The organism is Pseudomonas sp. TE4620, assembly GCF_056279045.1.
Genome location: NZ_JBWBQO010000001.1, coordinates 1,664,051 through 1,680,526, shown reverse-complemented (window position 1 = coordinate 1,680,526; position 16,476 = coordinate 1,664,051). Strand labels below are relative to the sequence as shown.

16 protein-coding genes and 1 tRNA gene are annotated in these 16,476 nt (G+C 61.8%); 9 read left to right on the top strand and 8 right to left on the bottom strand.

Annotated features, from left to right (window positions below):
* The first annotated feature begins 48 nt into the window (after positions 1 to 48).
* Positions 49 to 828: a DUF2786 domain-containing protein gene (locus ACZ9A3_RS08020; RefSeq protein WP_476252352.1), complete on the top strand. Its 780-nt coding sequence runs from the start codon at positions 49 to 51 to the stop codon at positions 826 to 828.
* A gap of 97 nt (positions 829 to 925) precedes the next feature.
* Here ACZ9A3_RS08020 and ACZ9A3_RS08015 read toward each other — a convergent pair whose 3' ends face one another.
* Complete coding sequence (locus tag ACZ9A3_RS08015) at positions 926 to 1,651, bottom strand: hypothetical protein (RefSeq protein WP_476252351.1); 726 nt, start codon at positions 1,649 to 1,651, stop codon at positions 926 to 928.
* A gap of 55 nt (positions 1,652 to 1,706) precedes the next feature.
* On the opposite strand from ACZ9A3_RS08015, the gene ACZ9A3_RS08010 reads away from it, so the two are divergent.
* Complete coding sequence (locus ACZ9A3_RS08010; protein ID WP_476252350.1) at positions 1,707 to 2,630, top strand: DNA cytosine methyltransferase; 924 nt, start codon at positions 1,707 to 1,709, stop codon at positions 2,628 to 2,630.
* A 14-nt stretch (positions 2,631 to 2,644) separates the two neighbouring features.
* On the opposite strand, the gene ACZ9A3_RS08005 is transcribed toward ACZ9A3_RS08010, so the two are convergent.
* Positions 2,645 to 2,941: a hypothetical protein gene (locus tag ACZ9A3_RS08005; protein ID WP_476252349.1), complete on the bottom strand. Its 297-nt coding sequence runs from the start codon at positions 2,939 to 2,941 to the stop codon at positions 2,645 to 2,647.
* 52 nt (positions 2,942 to 2,993) lie between these two features.
* Between ACZ9A3_RS08005 and ACZ9A3_RS08000 the strand changes: the two genes are divergently transcribed.
* Complete coding sequence (locus ACZ9A3_RS08000; protein ID WP_476252348.1) at positions 2,994 to 3,470, top strand: hypothetical protein; 477 nt, start codon at positions 2,994 to 2,996, stop codon at positions 3,468 to 3,470.
* Between the two features lie 36 nt (positions 3,471 to 3,506).
* Here ACZ9A3_RS08000 and ACZ9A3_RS07995 read toward each other — a convergent pair whose 3' ends face one another.
* Positions 3,507 to 3,806, bottom strand: a complete 300-nt coding sequence (locus ACZ9A3_RS07995; RefSeq protein ID WP_476252347.1) for a hypothetical protein — start codon at positions 3,804 to 3,806, stop codon at positions 3,507 to 3,509.
* A gap of 227 nt (positions 3,807 to 4,033) precedes the next feature.
* On the opposite strand from ACZ9A3_RS07995, the gene ACZ9A3_RS07990 reads away from it, so the two are divergent.
* Both ACZ9A3_RS07990 and ACZ9A3_RS07985 read left to right on the top strand, forming a co-directional pair.
* Entirely contained in the window at positions 4,034 to 4,276 is a 243-nt protein-coding gene (locus ACZ9A3_RS07990) for a DUF4224 domain-containing protein (RefSeq protein ID WP_476252346.1), read from the top strand.
* Position 4,277: 1 nt separating this feature from the next.
* Complete coding sequence (locus tag ACZ9A3_RS07985) at positions 4,278 to 5,327, top strand: phage integrase (protein WP_476252345.1); 1,050 nt, start codon at positions 4,278 to 4,280, stop codon at positions 5,325 to 5,327.
* Positions 5,328 to 5,426: 99 nt separating this feature from the next.
* On the opposite strand, the gene ACZ9A3_RS07980 is transcribed toward ACZ9A3_RS07985, so the two are convergent.
* Positions 5,427 to 5,500 (bottom strand) — tRNA-Cys (locus ACZ9A3_RS07980).
* Between the two features lie 309 nt (positions 5,501 to 5,809).
* Between ACZ9A3_RS07980 and alkB the strand changes: the two genes are divergently transcribed.
* Both alkB and ACZ9A3_RS07970 read left to right on the top strand, forming a co-directional pair.
* Entirely contained in the window at positions 5,810 to 6,466 is a 657-nt protein-coding gene (gene alkB, locus ACZ9A3_RS07975) for a DNA oxidative demethylase AlkB (protein ID WP_258597476.1), read from the top strand.
* A gap of 105 nt (positions 6,467 to 6,571) precedes the next feature.
* Positions 6,572 to 7,849 carry a bifunctional O-acetylhomoserine aminocarboxypropyltransferase/cysteine synthase gene (locus ACZ9A3_RS07970; protein WP_123567679.1) on the top strand — a complete coding sequence of 426 codons (1,278 nt, stop codon included), beginning with the start codon at positions 6,572 to 6,574 and terminating at the stop codon, positions 7,847 to 7,849.
* Between the two features lie 69 nt (positions 7,850 to 7,918).
* Here ACZ9A3_RS07970 and ACZ9A3_RS07965 read toward each other — a convergent pair whose 3' ends face one another.
* Entirely contained in the window at positions 7,919 to 9,769 is a 1,851-nt protein-coding gene (locus ACZ9A3_RS07965) for a polyurethane esterase (protein WP_093384052.1), read from the bottom strand.
* Positions 9,770 to 10,021: 252 nt separating this feature from the next.
* On the opposite strand from ACZ9A3_RS07965, the gene ACZ9A3_RS07960 reads away from it, so the two are divergent.
* Entirely contained in the window at positions 10,022 to 11,962 is a 1,941-nt protein-coding gene (locus tag ACZ9A3_RS07960; RefSeq protein ID WP_476252344.1) for a DNA topoisomerase III, read from the top strand.
* A gap of 44 nt (positions 11,963 to 12,006) precedes the next feature.
* Here ACZ9A3_RS07960 and ACZ9A3_RS07955 read toward each other — a convergent pair whose 3' ends face one another.
* On the bottom strand, positions 12,007 to 12,831 hold the full coding sequence (locus ACZ9A3_RS07955; protein WP_258597471.1) for a class I SAM-dependent methyltransferase: 825 nt from the start codon (positions 12,829 to 12,831) through the stop codon (positions 12,007 to 12,009).
* Between the two features lie 98 nt (positions 12,832 to 12,929).
* Here ACZ9A3_RS07955 and ACZ9A3_RS07950 point away from each other — a divergent pair, with 98 nt between their 5' ends.
* Positions 12,930 to 13,322: a VOC family protein gene (locus ACZ9A3_RS07950; protein ID WP_476252343.1), complete on the top strand. Its 393-nt coding sequence runs from the start codon at positions 12,930 to 12,932 to the stop codon at positions 13,320 to 13,322.
* A gap of 9 nt (positions 13,323 to 13,331) precedes the next feature.
* Here the strand turns inward: ACZ9A3_RS07950 and ACZ9A3_RS07945 are convergent, their stop codons facing one another.
* Both ACZ9A3_RS07945 and ACZ9A3_RS07940 read right to left on the bottom strand, forming a co-directional pair.
* The gene (locus ACZ9A3_RS07945; protein ID WP_093384077.1) at positions 13,332 to 15,425 is read right to left on the bottom strand and encodes a TonB-dependent siderophore receptor; all 2,094 of its coding nucleotides are present in this window, start codon (positions 15,423 to 15,425) and stop codon (positions 13,332 to 13,334) included.
* 103 nt (positions 15,426 to 15,528) lie between these two features.
* Positions 15,529 to 16,476: a p-hydroxyphenylacetate 3-hydroxylase reductase component gene (locus tag ACZ9A3_RS07940; protein WP_476252342.1), complete on the bottom strand. Its 948-nt coding sequence runs from the start codon at positions 16,474 to 16,476 to the stop codon at positions 15,529 to 15,531.

The window sequence follows — 16,476 nt, the reverse complement described above, 5'->3', positions numbered from 1 at the left end:
AATTTTGCCACCCCGGCGAGGGCGGCGCCTGCACGCAAGGACCACAAAATGACCGAGCAACAGCACGACGAAAGCAAACTCGAAGGGGTCATCCGCAAGATCAAACGCTGCCTTGCCCTTTCGAAAAGTTCGAACGAGAACGAGGCAGCCACGGCCATGCGTCAGGCGCAGGCGCTGATGCGCGAGTACCGCCTGACCGAAATGGACGTGCACCTGAGCGATGTGGGCGAAGTCGAGTCGGAGAAGGCCAGGGCCAAGCGCAGGCCAACTTGGGACCAGCATCTGGGCTCAATCGTTGGAGAGGCATTCGGAGTTCGGTCGTTCTCCAGGCGTAGTTGGTGCAAATCGACAAGCCGCGTCATGGACCGCGAATTGTTCGTTGGAGTGAGCCCAGCCCCGCAGATCGCTATGTATGCCTACGAAGCACTGCTGACCAAACTAACCCAGGCCCGGCGTGAGTATGTGTCGCAAGTGCGAGCTGGCAAGCAACGCAGTTCCTATTCACCTGAAACTGCTGGAGATCATTTTGCGCTGGCTTGGGTGTCGGCAGTGCACAACAAAATTCACGAACTGGTGCCCCGGGGTGAAGAGGATCTCGCCATCGGCCAGCACTCGAATGGCCGCGAACTGGTGGCGGTCGAAGAGAAAGACAAAGCCCTGATCGAGCAGTACCTGTCGGGAAGAGAGATTAGCAAGGCCAGAAAAACCCGCGAGGTCGAACTCGATCTGGATGCCCAAATTGCCGGGCTGCTAGCCGGTCAACGTGTGGAGCTCAATCCGGGGCTGGCCACTGGTGGCCAGGAGGCTCTACAAATCGGCGCGGCCTGATACGGAGAGCCCCATGAGCACATTCGCAGTTCTCGACATGACCGCCGACGTAGCGCTGGCTGAGGTCAGGAAGACCTCCAAGACAACCTGGCTGCAGTCAGAGCTTAAACCTAGTGTTACTGAAACCTTCATGCCAAAACACTAAAGCGCGCACTATCAAATGTGACTTTATGTAATGCACAGTTCCAGACTTTTGGCTTGCTCGTATCGCCACGCCCACCCACGTCTGGTCGCCATTAATCATCCCGAAAATCGGCGCACCACTTATCCCACTCAAATCACTCTCTGAAGGAGTGCCATTGAGCTTACCAAAGTTTTTCCCCAGCAAAGATGATGAGTTGACACCATCTTTGATCAGCATATGATTATGGACAATTTTCTTATCCCAGTCGTACCTATTGCCTTGAGTCGGATAACCAACCAATCGTAGCACTGCACCTTCAGCAATTTCAACTTCATCTTCACTGACGATGTTGATTGCCCGCTCTCGCAACCCGGTCACACCAACCGACCTAGCTTTATCATCATCAACTCGACAGAAAAGAAAGTCACCGGAATCCTCACACTCATCATCAAATTTTGTGAACATGCAAACATCAAAAGGAACCGGCCCTACTTTTCCTTCGAGAGCAATAAAAAGGTCACTCAATAGATTCTCGCCATCTTTCTTAACATTATGAGCGGCAGTAATGAGGTACGTTGCCTCCTTATAGCGAACAAAAAAAGCTGTACCTTCACCCCAAAGGTATTTGCTGCAGTTATCAAAGCTGATAGAGCGAATAAAACCAGAATAGTATTTTGCAATATCGTGATCTGTATTCATTTAATGCCTGCTCTTCTAGAGGTTGCACAACCCTAACATACTTCCAGGAGCCCCCATGCCCACAGCAATCGACCTGTTCGCCGGCCTCGGCGGATGGAGCACCGGCGCGCGCGCCGCAGGCGTCCAGGTTCTCTGGGCGGCAAACCACTGGCCGGTAGCCGTTGAATGGCACAGCGCCAACCACCCCGACACCCAGCACGTCTGCCAAGACCTGCACCAAGCGCGCTGGGAGCAGGTGCCCTCTCACGACATCCTGCTCGCCTCCCCTTGCTGCCAAGGCCACGCAAAGGCCCGGGGCAAGAAGTCGGGCAACCCTGAGCACGACGCCTCGCGCTCGACGGCCTGGGCGCCGGTGTCGGCGCTTGAGGTTCACCGGCCGCCGGCCGCAGTGATCGAGAACGTACCAGAGTTCACCGACTGGGTGCTCTATCCGGCCTGGCTTGCAGCGGTACAGGCGCTGGGCTACCAGGCCGCGCCACACATCGTGGACTGCGCCGACCTCGGCGTGCCGCAGCACCGGGTGCGCCTGTTCATGGTGCTGACGCGCAGCAAGGCACCGCTGATGCTTCAGTTGCCACAGGAACGACATGTGCCGGCAGCGAGCTTTCTCGACTTCGATGGCGGGCGATGGTCGTCAATTGAGAAGCCGGGCCGAGCCCAGGCCACGCTCGACCGGGTGCGCAACGGTCGCGAACGCTTCGGTGAACGGTTCATCATGCCCTACTACGGTAAAGGTTCAGGCACCACCGGCCGCGACATCAACCGCCCAATCGGCACCATCACCACTCTGGACCGCTGGGCCCTGGTCGATGGCGACCGGATGCGGATGCTCAGCGCCAAAGAGGCCCTGGCCGCGATGTCGTTCCCTGCTGACACCCTGCGCCCGGAAAACCACCGGCTGACCATGCACATGGCCGGCAATGCCGTACCGCCGCTGGCAGGACAGCGTGTCATCGAGGCCCTGCTGAAAGCCGCATGATCGCCTTCCTACCCTCAGAACGTATCGAGGTCAGCAATACGCCTACCTTGCTCATCCGGCTCTTCTGTAAGTGACCCTTTGCCATCCGGAATGATCCGGCCGCCAATGACCCTCGAATCGAACGGGCCAAACGCCAACAAAAAGGTATCTCCGCCCTCGATCATCTCCAGTACTTGAGGTACGGCAAAGACCTGAAGCTCTGCAGATACTCCGGGCAAAGTGTCGGCCACGTAACCATGCGTTTCTTGTCCCTGAAGCTCCATCAGCGGTCCATGTTCGGGGCGTCTTGCAGTGATAACGAAAGTAGCCATAGCCATTACCTCCCCATGAATCCTTAACTATAGCTGCCCATGAGGTATCCCCATGCCCACAGAAAACCGATCCAGCAACACCGAACAGATGGTCAGCGTGCCGCGTGATGAAGTTGAGCGCCTGGTGAAGCTGCTGCAGTACCAAGCCCATCCCTATCCGTCGCCTCATGCTGAGTTCTGGCAGGACCTGCTTGATGCGCCAGCCGCCCAGCACCAGGGCGAGCCGGAGAGAGATGCGAGAGATTACGCTATTGAGCATGCGGGCTTTCTTGCTGACGCTGCCGACCAGGTTCTGGCCGACTATAAGGCCTACAGCCTTGCCCAGATGCTGGAGTCGGAAGGCGGTGATGACGGCGACGGCGAGTTAAAACATGCGGTTGATGCAGCAAGAGATGATCTGCGTGAAGGTCTAGCCAATCTGCGCAGCATGGCCTATGAGTTCAGGAAGCGTAGAGGTCGAAGTGACCGTTCGGCCAGTGCCGACGCGCACCTGCTTCCAGCGCCTGAACATGCTCGCCGCTCAGTGTGAATAACCAAGGAGTACATTTGTACTCCGCGCATTGAGTCAGGCCTTCCGAGCACGCATCGGCGACTGAGCAACACCCTCCTCGGCGATGTGCCGAGCCTTGCCCACACTCCAGGCTAGGGCGCGAGTCATTGATTCATTAGAGCGGCAGTCGATGCCCTCTTCATGGAGCGCCATCCCAGATGCTGAATACACCCCTATGAACAACTGGGTAACGCCTGCCCGGGACAGCCTGACCTGAACATCGATAGTTGCCCCACCACTGAGCTCCTCTTCATGAGTTCGGCAGTGAAGCGTTGGGTCTGCCCATTCCCAATAGGCCTTACCTCTGGTGCGCATCTCGTTCCCCTTTGTTGACCATTAAGTAAGGCATACGGGGGGACGAACGGCTACATCGCTATTCCGGTTCTTTGAACCAATTCGAAATTAGAACACGCAATTCTTGATAGCCGCGGCAGCGCCGCTGAAGTTGGCCACGCGCTGACGAAGGCCGGCGAGCTGATCATCAAGCACCGAACCTAACCCCTCCCCACCTCTGCCGCCATGCGCGGCGTGGAGCCTATCCCATGGAAACCGAAATTCTCTCGGAGAAAGAACTGGCCGAGTTGACCGGCTACAAGGCCAGGGGCTACCAGCGCCGCTGGCTTAACGAGCGCGGCTGGCACTATGTCGAGAGCCGCGGAGGTCGCCCCTTGGTGGGCCGTCAGTACGCACGCATCAAATTGGCCGGAAACGTTGTAGAGGTGGTGCCGACTTCGGCGCCGCCTGTATCGCCGGCTTGGACACCAGATTTTTCCCGAGTGAAGTGAAATGCGACCAAGGAAGACCGAAAACCGCGACTTACCACCTGGAATGTATCGCCGTAAAAGAACGAGAGCAAACGGCAAGGTGTGGGAAGCACTGTACTACCGCGACAAGTCTGGCAAGGACATATTCCTTGGAGCCGATCTCGTAAAGGCCAAGCTGAAATGGGCGGAGCTTGAGGCTAAGTCTGTACCCAAAGAGCTGACCACGATGAAGGGTATTTTCGATGAGTACCTGCTGAAGATCATCCCGGGCAAGGCGCAGCGGACGCAAAAGGACAACATCTACGAGCTCAAGCAGTTGCGTGAAGTCTTTGATTCGGCGCCCATCGATGCAATCACGCCGGCGATGATTGCCAAGTATCGCGACTCGCGGTCAGCCAAGACCCGTGCGAACAGAGAGATCGCCCTGCTCTCACATGTTTTCAATACAGCAAGGGAGTGGGGCCTCACAACCCGGGACAACCCCTGCTTGGGCGTGAGAAAGAACAAGGAAAAGCCGCGCGACTTCTACGCCAACGAAACTGTTTGGCAGGCGGTGTATGCAGAGGCTCCCGAGGAGCTGAGGGATGCGATGGATCTGGCCTACCTAACCGGCCAGCGGCCGTCAGACGTGCTGTCCATGAGGAAGGACGACATGGAAGGGATCTACCTGCTGGTCTCCCAAGGCAAGACCGGCAAGCGATTGAGGATCGTCCTGGAAGCGGATGAGCTGAAGAACAGCCTTGGGCTACTGCTCGAGCGCATCATGCGGCGCACCAGCGAACACTTGTCCCCGTTCTTCATCGTGAACGAGCACGGCAAGCGGATGAGCTGGCCAATGCTGCGCAACCGGTGGGCGGATGCGCGCGAGGCTGCTCGGGTGAAAGCAGAGCTGGGGAAGAAGCCTGACCTTGCCAATCGAATTTCCCAGTTCCAGTTCAGGGACATCCGACCGAAGGCGGCATCTGAGATCAACGATCTGAGCGATGCGAGCGTACTACTCGGGCACTCGAAAGAGGGGATCACAGAGCGCGTTTACCGTCGCGTTGGCGCCATCGCAAAGCCCTCCAAGTAAGGAAGTTTTGGGACCGCTGTCTATTTGTTTTGGGACTGACGCACTTTCCGACCCACAAAGAAAAACCCCGCAGACGTTAATCTGCGGGGCTTTCAATAATGGAGGCCGAGGTCGGAATCGAACCGGCGTAGACGGATTTGCAATCCGGAGCATAACCACTTTGCTACTCGGCCTCAAATGCCCGAGACCCTGAAACTGCGATCTCAAACATGTACAACTCTTTAAGGAAACAACTTGCTAAAACTGCTATCTCCTTGAAAACGCTAGGCTTTTTTCGTGCCTCGTTTTCGATGGACGCAATTATGTACTCATTCCCCTGCTCTGGCAACCCCTTGAATTCAAAAAGTTTTATTTTTTTCTTCGAGGGGCTTCGGGCGCCCTGCAGTGCGGGCTTTGCGCGCAAGTAACAGGGTGACAGCACAGGCGCCAAAGCGCGTTACTATACAGGCTCTACACACCATCCGCTGCCCAGATTGCTGCTTATGATGCAAACCGAACTGGACCTGTTCAACCCCGCCAGCCCCGCCGAGCCGCAATGGATCGGCAAGCAGGCCGTGGTGTTGCCCGGCTTTGCCCTGGCCTGGGTCGAGGCGCTGCTGCCTGAGTTGCGCAAGGTCATCGCCTGCGCGCCGTTTCGGCACATGGTCACCCCCGGTGGCCTGAACATGGCGGTAGGTTTGACCAACTGCGGGGCGCTGGGCTGGGTCAGTGATCGCCGCGGTTATCGCTACAGCCCGGTCGACCCACTCAGCCAGCAGCCCTGGCCAGCGCTGCCAGCGGCGTTGAGCGAGCTGGCAGCGCTGGCCGCTGCAGCCGCAGGCTTTGCCAATTTTCAGCCCGATGCCTGCCTGGTCAACTGCTACCAGCCGGGCAACCGCCTGAGCCTGCACCAGGACCGCGATGAGCGCGATTACAGCCAGCCGATTGTTTCGGTGTCGCTGGGTTTGCCGGCGGTGTTCCAGTTCGGCGGCCACAGCCGCAGCGAAGCCACGCAGCGCATCGGCCTGCGCCATGGCGATGTGATGGTCTGGGGCGGCGCAGACCGCCTGCGCTTTCATGGCGTGCTGCCGCTCAAACCGGGCAGTCACCCTGTGCTGGGCAGCCGGCGGATCAACCTGACCTTGCGCAAGGCAGGCTAGGCAGCTCGAAATTGCGTAGCAAGCCCGCGCCTGCAGGCCTTGACCGTCGCTCCCTGGCCGCTCCATGCTCTAGCCCCCTTCCCCCGACTTTCAAGGAACGATTGCATGAAGCTGGAAACCCTGGCCATCCACGCGGGCTTCAGCCCCGACCCGAGCACCAAGGCCGTCGCGGTACCGATCTACCAGACCACCTCTTTTGCCTTCGACGACACCCAGCACGGTGCCGACCTGTTTGACCTGAAAGTCGCCGGCAACATCTATAGCCGGATCATGAACCCCACCAACGACGTGCTTGAACAGCGCATGGCGGCGCTGGAAGGCGGCGTCGGTGCGCTGGCCGTGGCCTCGGGCATGGCCGCGATCACCTACGCGATCCAGACCGTGGCCGAAGCCGGTGACAACATCGTCTCGGTGGCCAAGCTCTACGGCGGCACCTACAACCTGCTGGCCCATACCCTGCCGCGCTTCGGCATCCAGACCCGTTTTGCCGCCCACGACGACATCGCCGCCCTCGAAGCGCTGATCGACAGCCGCACCAAGGCAGTGTTCTGCGAGTCGATCGGCAACCCGGCCGGCAATATCGTCGACCTCCAGGCCCTGGCCGATGCCGCCCACCGCCATGGCGTACCGCTGATCGTCGACAACACCGTGGCCACGCCGATCCTCTGCCGGCCGTTCGAGCACGGCGCCGATATCGTCGTCCACTCGCTGACCAAGTACATCGGCGGCCACGGCACCAGCATCGGTGGCATCGTCATCGACTCGGGCAAGTTCCCCTGGGCCGACAACAAAGAGCGCTTCGCCCTGCTCAACACCCCCGACCCGTCCTACCACGGCGTGACCTACACCGAAGCCTTTGGCCCTGCGGCCTTTATCGGCCGCTGCCGGGTGGTGCCGCTGCGCAACACCGGCGCGGCGCTGTCGCCATTCAACGCTTTCCTCATTCTGCAAGGCCTGGAAACCCTGGCCCTGCGCATGGAGCGGCACACCGAGAACGCGCTCAAGGTCGCCCACTATCTGCAAGGCCATGAGCAGGTCGCCTGGGTGAAGTACGCCGGTCTGCCCGATCACCCCGAGCACGAACTGGCCCGGCGCTACACCGAAGGCAAGCCGGCTTCGATCCTGTCGTTCGGGATCAAGGGCGGCCAGGAGGCCGGTGCGCGCTTTATCGATGCGCTGCAGCTGGTGGTGCGCCTGGTCAATATCGGCGATGCCAAATCCCTGGCCTGCCACCCGGCCTCCACCACCCATCGCCAGCTCAACGATGAAGAACTCGAACGCGCCGGCGTGCCGCGGGACATGGTGCGCCTGTCGATCGGCATCGAACACAGCGATGACATCATTGCCGACCTGAGCCAGGCGCTGGAGGCCAGCCGCGGCTGATGCTGTCCGACCACATCAGCGCGGCCTGACTGCGCAGGATCGCTTGAGGCTAGCGGGCGCAGCGGTGACTCAAGCGATCACCACCTGCGCCGCACTCAGGCTATCTGCCGACACCCCGACCAGGGTCACGCTATCGCTACCGAAGCTCAGCACCGCATCACTGCCCACCTGGCTCAGGTGCTGGCGAATGTCCGGTTGCGCCGTGCCACCCTCGACGCCGATGAATACCAGTCGGTCATCGGCGTCGAAGCCCTGTACCTGATCCTGGCCGAAGTGGCCGCTGAACAGGAAGGTGTCGCTGCCACCGCCCGATACCAGCACGTCGTTGCCGGCGCCACCGACCAACACGTCGTTGCCACGGCCACCTTGCAGATGGTCGTTGCCGTCCAGGCCAAACAGCCATTGGCCTTGCGCGCCCGCCTTGAGGCTGTCATTGCCTGGCGTACCGTTCTGGCTGGCGGCGTAGGCGTGAACCTTGCCGCTGCTCAGCAGCCCCGCCGGGTCGATCTGGTGGCTGACTTGCTTGCTGAAGAACAGCAGGCTCGATTCCTTGCTGACCAGGGTTTCGACCTGCTTGACCAGGCTGATGCCGCCGCTGCTGTCACGCAGGTACAGGGTGCCGTTGCCATCACGGGCGACATCAAATTTGTCCAGCGCCTGGCCGAGCTTCAAGGTGTCGTGGCCGGCGCCGCCGTCGATCAGGTTGTAGCCGCCATCGTCACGGAAAGTGTCGTTGCCGGCGCGCCCTTCCAGGTAATCATTGCCGCGCCCGCCATGAATCAGGTCGCCGGCGTCGGAGCCGATGATAAAGGTGCTGCCCTTGTGCGCTTCGGCGTTGCGGTTCAGGTCCTCGACCCAGGTCGAGCCACGGCGAACGTCGGACAGGTTGCTGACGACAATGGTCGAGTCCTTGGCCGTCCATTCATAGAATGCCGAGTCCAGCACCCGCCCCAGGCCGTCGCCGTAGGCGCTCGGCAAGTGCGAGAGCCAGGTGGCGATGTTGCCGATCGAGTACGGCAGCAGGTTCCAGGCATCGGAGGCATAGTGGTCGTTGAAGTTGACGATGTTGTCGGTGCTCGAAGGCTTGGCCGCATCATGCACACCGAAGGTTGCCCAGTCGGCTTTCGAGCCATTGAGCGCGCGGAACACCGGGTCGTTCTCGTAGCCGATGTTCAGCACCTTGCTGCTGTCGCTGGCCTGGGTGGGTGAGGCAAAGGCAACGTAGCGGGCGTCCTGATAGAAGCCGCCCCAGGTGTCGTTGCTAAGCTCGGCCAGGCTGTTGACACCAAGGCCACCGAGGCTGTGGCCACTGACGGTGATGTCGCTGCCGCTCAGGCCGTTGGCCTGGGCGAACCGGGCGACATCATCGAACAGCCGGCCGAAGGCATTGGCGGCGTAGTTCTTGGCAAAGTCAGCCGGGCCGAAGGCCGCCATCAGGTCGTGGATGGCATCGCTGATGGTGTCGCCAATCAGGTTTTCCCGCGGCCCGCTGGTGCCGCGAAAGGCGATGCCCAGGCCGCTTAACTGGCCGGCGGCGTCGTACTTGCCAAGTATCTCGACCTGGGCACTGGTGTAGCCGCGGGTTTCACCATGGAAGGTGCCACGAAAATCCGTAGTGCCCTGGTAACCCAGCTGGCTGGCGCTGATCGGCGTCCAGCCTGCCGCTTTTACCGCGGCGAGGGCCTGGGCTTCGGCGTCGGGGTTCCAGGGGATGCCAGGGATCGCGCCCTGGCTGTCGGTGCCGCCGATCAGGGCCTTGATCAAGGTGGCCGGTAAACCGAGGCCAAAACCGTGCTGCTGGTAGCCAACGGCAAAGCCGTTGTCGATGCCGTGGTAGGCATACAGAGTCAGCGCCATGGCGTCGCTGTAGAGGGCTTTGGAAGCGGCGCTGTCGAGGTGGCGGTAATCGAAAACAGGCATGGCTATACATCCTTGTGCAGGTGGCAGGTAACCCTGGCGACATCGTCCGTTGACACACCCGTGGGCAAACCCAAACGCTGCCACAGGGGCAATTGGCCCGTCCATGGCAACATCGATGGCAAGCTGGCCAAAAGCGCGGGGGATTCTTCGTCAGCACCGGCAACATCAAGCTGTATATCCATACAGATAAAACTTGCCACGCCCCTCAATCCTGCGCATCCTATGGCCTTCACCCACCATAGATCGAACGGCATGCGCCTGTTTCTCTGCGAAAAGCCTTCCCAGGCCAAAGACATCGCCAAGGTTCTCGGCGCCAACCGCCGTGGCGACGGCTGCTGGGTCGGCACCGAGGTTACCGTCACCTGGTGCATCGGCCACTTGCTCGAGACCGCTCCACCCGACAGCTACGACGCGCGTTACAAGCGCTGGGTGCTGGCCGACCTGCCGATCGTGCCCGAAAAGTGGAAGATGCTGGTCAAGCCCAAGACCGCCAGCCAGTTCAAGGCGGTCAAGCGCCTGCTTGGCGAGGCCCGCGAGCTGGTGATCGCCACCGACGCCGACCGCGAAGGCGAGATGATCGCCCGCGAGCTGGTCGAGCATTGCCGCTACCGCGGGCCGATCAACCGCCTGTGGCTGTCGGCACTGGACGACGCCTCCATCCGCAAGGCCCTGGCGGCACTCAAGCCCGGTAGCGAAACCTTCAGCCTCTACCATTCGGCCCTGGGCCGCTCGCGGGCCGACTGGCTGATCGGCATGAACATGAGCCGGCTGTTCACCCTGCTCGGTCGCCAGTCCGGCTATCAGGGCGTACTGCCTGTGGGTCGGGTTCAAACGCCGACCTTGCGCCTGGTGGTCGACCGCGACCGCAGCATCGCTGACTTCGTGCCGGTGGCCTACTGGGCCATCGACGTGCAGCTGCAAAGCGCCGGCGAGCAATTCGCCGCGCAGTGGCGCGCCGCCGAAGATGCCTGTGACGACCAGGGCCGCTGCCTGAACCAGGCCCTGGCCCGGCAGGCCGCCGCCGCCATCGGCGCGGCCAGCAGTGCGCGGGTGGTCAAAGTGGCCACCGAGCGCGTGCGCGAAGCAGCACCGCTGCCCTTCGACCTGGGTACCTTGCAGGAGCTGTGCTCGAAGAAGTTCGGCCTCGGCGCCCAGGAAACCCTCGACATCGCCCAGGCCCTGTACGAGACCCACAAGCTGATCACCTACCCGCGCAGCGACTGCGGCTACCTGCCGTTAAGCCAGCACAGCGAGGCGCCGGCCATTCTCGCCGCCTTGCAGCGCGCCGACGCGAGCCTTGCGCCGCTGCAGCCGCACCTGCAGGCCCAGCGCCGTTCACGGGCCTGGAACGATGCCACGGTCAGTGCCCACCACGGCATCATCCCCACCGCCGCCGCCAGCGACCCGTCGCGCCTGCCGGGCAAACACAAGGCGGTCTATACCCTGATCCGCGCCCGCTACCTGGCGCAGTTTTTGCCCAACCACGAATACGACCGTACCCAGGCCGAGTTCGATTGCGCAGGCCAGGCGTTGCGCGCGGTGGGCAAGCAGATTGTCGAGCCGGGCTGGCGCCGCGCCCTGCCCGAGGCCCTGACCCCGGCCAAAGGCCGTGAGGCGCCGGTGGCCCAGGTACTGCCGCTACTGCGCGAAGGCCAGGACTGCACGGTGGCCGCGGTCACCCTCAAGGACCTCTGGACCCAGCCGCCCAAGCCGTTCACCGAGGGCGACCTGATCAAGGCCATGAAGAACGTCGCCAAGCTGGTGGACGACCCGCGCCTCAAGCAAAAGCTCAAGGACACCACCGGCATCGGCACCGAGGCCACCCGTGCCGGAATCATCCAGGGCCTGCTCGATCGCGGTTACCTGGTCAAGAACGGCAAGGCCCTGAGCGCTACCCCGGCAGCCTTCAGCCTGATCGATGCGGTGCCGCGGGCAATTGCCGACCCAGGCACCACGGCGATCTGGGAGCAGGCGCTGGACATGGTGCAAAGCGGCGAAATGAGCCTTGAAGAGTTCGTCGCCAAGCAATCGGCATGGATGAGCAAGCAGGTGGAGCGTTGTGCCGGCCTGCGCCTGACCATCAGCGGCCCGGCGACCCCGGCCGGGCGCGGTGGCACGCCGTGGAAGAAAAAGCGCAAGAGCAGCGCTGCGGCAGGCAAGCGAACGCGCAAGCCGAAGGCAAAAGCGCAGTGAGATTGCTGGCCTTGCCAGCGAAGAGGCCCTCACGGTCAACACCCCTACCCCTGCTTGACCGCCTGCAAGGTATAACTCAACGGCAAGCGCCAGCGATCCTTGTCCAGCGACCACTCGCCGCCTTCGTCCTTGCTCATCTGCCCTGGCAGCGCCTCCCAGGGAATGCTGTCATGTTCTTCCAGTGCGGTAATCTGCAGCCCATGCTTGAGCAAGGCGCTGATGATCTCGCCCAGGCCATGGTTCCATTCGTGGGTTACCGTCTGCTCCAGCACCCCGTCGGTCTCGACATAGGTCTCGCCACTGTCCCACACCGTCGGCGCCTCGCGCTCGAAGTACGGGTACTCGATGACCAGCTTGTCCTGATGGTCCTCGTTCACCGCCAGCAGCATCGGATGACCCTCGCGCAGAAACAGTCGGCCACCAGGCTTGAGCAAAGCCGCCACGGTACGCGCCCAGCGCTCGATGCTCGGCAGCCAGATCAACGCGCCGATACCGGTGTATACCAGGTCGAAGGCCGCGGCTGGCAGCACCTGGTCGGCGGCATAGACATCCGCCTCGACATAGTCGATCCGCGCTGCACAACGCTGCGCCAGGGCCCGCGCCTGGGCCAAGGACTGTGCAGAAAAGTCCAGCCCGCTGACCTCGGCGCCCAAGCGCGACAACGACAAGGTGTCGGTACCGATATGGCATTGCAGGTGCACCGCGCGCTGGCCGCGAATATCGCCCAGGCGCGGCAGGTCGAAACGCACCACTTCGGACAGGTGCGCGGGGTCGGCGACGAATGTTTCCACTTCGTAGTCGCCGGAGGCGGCATGCAGCGGCGCACGCTCATCCCAGTTGCGACGGTTGAGTTCGATCGGGTCGGTCATCTTGGCGCTCCTTTGCAGCCGCAACCTTAGCGGCGTACCCAAGGCCTGGGCAAGTGCTGTATAAACCGCCCACACCCTCCTCAATCAAGAATGCATTGATGAAACTCGGATACACCATCGTCTACGTCCCCGATGTCGCCGCCTCGCTGGCTTTCTTCGAGCAGGCCTTCGGCTTGAGCCGGCGCGTTCTCCATGAGTCCGGCGACTATGGCGAACTGGACACCGGCGCCACCACCCTCGCCTTTGCGTCATTGGCCCTGGGCAATAGTCACTTTGCCGGCGGCGTGCTGGCGGCCAGCGAATCGACAAAGCCATTGGGTATGGAGATTGCCCTGGTTACCGACGACGTTGCCAGCGCCCATGCCCGCGCCGTGGCGGCGGGCGCGGTGGCGCTGAAGGCCCCCGAAGCCAAGCCCTGGGGGCAAACCCTGTCGTATGTACGCTGCCCCGATGGCACCCTGGTGGAGCTGTGCACGCCGGTTGGCATCTGATCGCAGGCGTTACAGCGCCAGGCTCAGGCTGACCATCAAATTGCGCGGCTCCCCCGGCATGTTCCACGCCGCGTTGTAGCCGCGCTCGTAGTACTTGCGATCGAACAGGTTGTTCAGGTTCAGGCCCACCGTGGCCTGTTCGCTGATTTTGTAATGGGCCAGCAGGTCGACCGTGCTGTAGCTGGGTAAACGAAAGCTGCTGCCGGCCTGGCCGGAACGCTCGCCGACGTAGTTGGCTGCAGCGCCAATGTCCGAGCCAAGCAATGGTCCGCTCTGAAACTCATACACCGCCATCAGGCTACCGCTATGTTGCGGGATGCCCAGCAAGTCGCTGCCCTTGGGCAAGGCGGCATCGCCCTTGGTCACTTCGGCATCGATATAGGCATAGGCGCCGATCACCCGCAGCGCTTCGCTCAACTGACCGCTGAACTGCAGGTCGAGCCCCTGGCTGCGCGCCTTGCCGGCGGCGATGCTGTCGCCGAAGGCATCGGTGGTGATGACGTTTTCCTTGTCGATCTGGAACAGCGCGACAGTCGCCCCCAGGCGGCTGTCGAACAGGTCCAGCTTGAGCCCGGTTTCATAGCCCAGGCCCTTTTCCGGTTTGTAGATCTGGCCCTGGGTGCCGATACTGTTGGGCTTGAACGAGGTCGAGGCATTGGCGAATACCCCGACTTCAGGTGTGAGCTGGTACAGCAGTCCCACCCGCGGGGTGGCGACGTCCTTTTCCTGAGTGTTGCTGACGCGCGTGGAGCGGTTCTGCGCGGTTTGTTCGATATGCTCCAGGCGTACGCCCACCAGAGCGCGCAAGCGCTCGGTAAAGGCGATCTGGTCCTGCAGGTTGAGCGCGTAGCTCTCGGTGCGCTCGAAAAAATCATTAGGGTTGATCAGCGCCGGTTTCGCCTGGCCATACACCGGGTTGTAGATGTCCAGGCCATAGCCGAGCGAAGTGGCGCTTTGCGGGTACTTCTGGCTGTTGCGGTAGTTCTCGTACTCAAGGCCCAGCAGGCTCTGGTGCTCCCAGCCGGCGAACTGGAACTGGCCGTGCAGTTCGGCCTGGGTGATGTTGTCGTTCCACTCGAAATCGCGCTCGCGGTAGAAGCGGCTGATGCTGGTGCCGACCACTCGCGACGGTTCCGAGCTGTTGCCCTTGAGCCGGCCCTGGGTGTAGTGGTTGGCCAGGCGCAGCTTCCAACTGTCGTTGAGGTGGTGCTCCAGGGTCAGGTCGAGGGTCTGGTTGTCATTGCGGATGCGCCCGTCGTTGGGCTCGCCGAGAAAGGTCGAACGGCTGACCGAGCCCAGTTCGTTGTTGACCGCCGGGATGCCGCGGTCGAACACCGACTCGGTACGCGAGAACTCGGTGTCGATCGACAGCAGGGTCTCGGGGCTCAACTGCCAGCTCAGCGACGGGCTGACGATTCGCCGCTCACTGCCAACGTAATCGCGAAAGCTGCCGTTGTCCTCCACCGCCATATTGACCCGCGACAACACCCGGCCGTCTTCGCTGAGCGGCGTGTTGACGTCCAGGCTGCTGCGGTAACGGTCCCAACTGCCGGCGCTGGCCTTGAACCGAGTGAAGGCTTCGGCTTGCGGACGCTTGGTGACGATGTTTACCAACCCGCCGGGATCGCCGCGCCCGTACAGACTGGCGGCCGGGCCCTTGAGCACTTCGATGCGCTCGATGTTGGAGGTGTCGGGGGCGCTGTAGCTGCCGCGGTTGACGGCAAAGCCGTTCTTGTACAGCTCGCCGGTGGTGAAGCCACGCACGCTGTAGTTGAGGAAGGTCAGGCCGCCGAAGTTGTTCTGCCGGCTGACCCCGCCGGCAAAATCCAGGGCGCGGTCGATGCGCGTGCTGTTGAGGTCCTCGAGCACCTGGCTGGGCACCACGGCGATACTTTGCGGGGTGTCGCGGATGTCAGTGTCGGTCTTGGTCGCGGTGCCCGAACGAGTTGCACGATAGCCCTGCACCGGGCCGCTCGCACTTTCTTCATAGTGGCGTTCATTGACGTTGAGGGCATCAAGCAACACGGTATCGGCAGCGGCAGCTGGCAAAGCGAGCAGCGAGGCGGACAGGCCGAGGGATAACCTTCCTACGGGGTAGTTCATGAGGGCTCCTTAAAATTATGTAATAACATAACAATTTAAGAAGAAAGATAAAAGCAGCACAGCGCAAGCCCCTGTAGGAGCGGGCTTGCCCCGCGATCACCCCTCAACAGCTACGAATCACCGCCTGCAACACGGTCTTGAAGAACGCGATCTGCTCTTCGCTGAATTGCCCGAACACCTTGTCCTGCTGCTCGCGGGCGATGCTCCACAGGCCTTCGGTCTGGTCGATACCGGCAATGGTCAGGCGCACATGCCCGGCCGCTTCGCTGTCGCACACCAGGCCCTTGCGCTTGAGGTTGGCCACTGCCTCGTCGATTTCCCGCGCCGGCATCGCCACTTCGCGCTGCAGGTCGGCAAGGTTCAGCCCGGCGTCGTTCTCCAGCACCATAAGCATCCGTGCCTCGCTGGTTCGCAGGCCGCTGGACAATTGCCGTGGCTGATAGCTGCCCTGGTAGGCGCGCAGGGCCTGGGTCATCAAGTAGTACAGGTTATGGCTCAGGCGCCCCTGGAAGTGGCTGTTCGGCGGCTGACCTTCTTCGCGGCGGGTCATGCGCGTGTGTGGCAGCACCATGGAATAGGCGCCCTGGTGATACAGCAACGGCGAGCGGCCGCAGTCATCGAAGTCCACCACCTTGCCGAGCATGATCCAGTGATCGCCACCGTCGAGTAGCTGCTGGGTTTCGCACTGAAAGCACGCCGAACAATCGGCGAGGATCGGCGCCCCACCCTCGCCTGCCTGGTAGCTGATACCGGCAAAACGGTCATCCTTGGGCTTGGCGAAGTTGTTGGACAGGTCGATCTGGTCGGCGGCGAGGATGTTCACGGCAAAATGGCTGGCCGCCTCGAACACCGCCAGGCTGCTCGAGCGTTTGTCCAGGCTCCAGAGAATCAGCGGCGGGTCGAGGGATACCGAGTTGAAGCTGTTGGCAGTGACGCCGACCAGGTTGCCCTGGGGATCGGCGGCGGTGACCACGGTGACGCCGGTGGCGAAGTTGCCCAGGGCACGGCGAAAGGCGCGGCTGTCGAAGGCCGATGCGGTTGCGGTAGACAT

What these genes read in the sequence shown, in the direction of transcription:
- ACZ9A3_RS08020 (WP_476252352.1), top strand. Translation starts at nt 49, where the DNA reads ATGACCGAGCAACAGCACGACGAAAGCAAACTCGAAGGGGTCATCCGC.
- ACZ9A3_RS08015 (WP_476252351.1), bottom strand. Translation starts at nt 1,651, where the DNA reads ATGAATACAGATCACGATATTGCAAAATACTATTCTGGTTTTATTCGC.
- ACZ9A3_RS08010 (WP_476252350.1), top strand. Translation starts at nt 1,707, where the DNA reads ATGCCCACAGCAATCGACCTGTTCGCCGGCCTCGGCGGATGGAGCACC.
- ACZ9A3_RS08005 (WP_476252349.1), bottom strand. Translation starts at nt 2,941, where the DNA reads ATGGCTACTTTCGTTATCACTGCAAGACGCCCCGAACATGGACCGCTG.
- ACZ9A3_RS08000 (WP_476252348.1), top strand. Translation starts at nt 2,994, where the DNA reads ATGCCCACAGAAAACCGATCCAGCAACACCGAACAGATGGTCAGCGTG.
- ACZ9A3_RS07995 (WP_476252347.1), bottom strand. Translation starts at nt 3,806, where the DNA reads ATGCGCACCAGAGGTAAGGCCTATTGGGAATGGGCAGACCCAACGCTT.
- ACZ9A3_RS07990 (WP_476252346.1), top strand. Translation starts at nt 4,034, where the DNA reads ATGGAAACCGAAATTCTCTCGGAGAAAGAACTGGCCGAGTTGACCGGC.
- ACZ9A3_RS07985 (WP_476252345.1), top strand. Translation starts at nt 4,278, where the DNA reads ATGCGACCAAGGAAGACCGAAAACCGCGACTTACCACCTGGAATGTAT.
- alkB (WP_258597476.1), top strand. Translation starts at nt 5,810, where the DNA reads ATGATGCAAACCGAACTGGACCTGTTCAACCCCGCCAGCCCCGCCGAG.
- ACZ9A3_RS07970 (WP_123567679.1), top strand. Translation starts at nt 6,572, where the DNA reads ATGAAGCTGGAAACCCTGGCCATCCACGCGGGCTTCAGCCCCGACCCG.
- ACZ9A3_RS07965 (WP_093384052.1), bottom strand. Translation starts at nt 9,769, where the DNA reads ATGCCTGTTTTCGATTACCGCCACCTCGACAGCGCCGCTTCCAAAGCC.
- ACZ9A3_RS07960 (WP_476252344.1), top strand. Translation starts at nt 10,022, where the DNA reads ATGCGCCTGTTTCTCTGCGAAAAGCCTTCCCAGGCCAAAGACATCGCC.
- ACZ9A3_RS07955 (WP_258597471.1), bottom strand. Translation starts at nt 12,831, where the DNA reads ATGACCGACCCGATCGAACTCAACCGTCGCAACTGGGATGAGCGTGCG.
- ACZ9A3_RS07950 (WP_476252343.1), top strand. Translation starts at nt 12,930, where the DNA reads ATGAAACTCGGATACACCATCGTCTACGTCCCCGATGTCGCCGCCTCG.
- ACZ9A3_RS07945 (WP_093384077.1), bottom strand. Translation starts at nt 15,425, where the DNA reads ATGAACTACCCCGTAGGAAGGTTATCCCTCGGCCTGTCCGCCTCGCTG.
- ACZ9A3_RS07940 (WP_476252342.1), bottom strand. Translation starts at nt 16,476, where the DNA reads ATGTCTACCGCAACCGCATCGGCCTTCGACAGCCGCGCCTTTCGCCGT.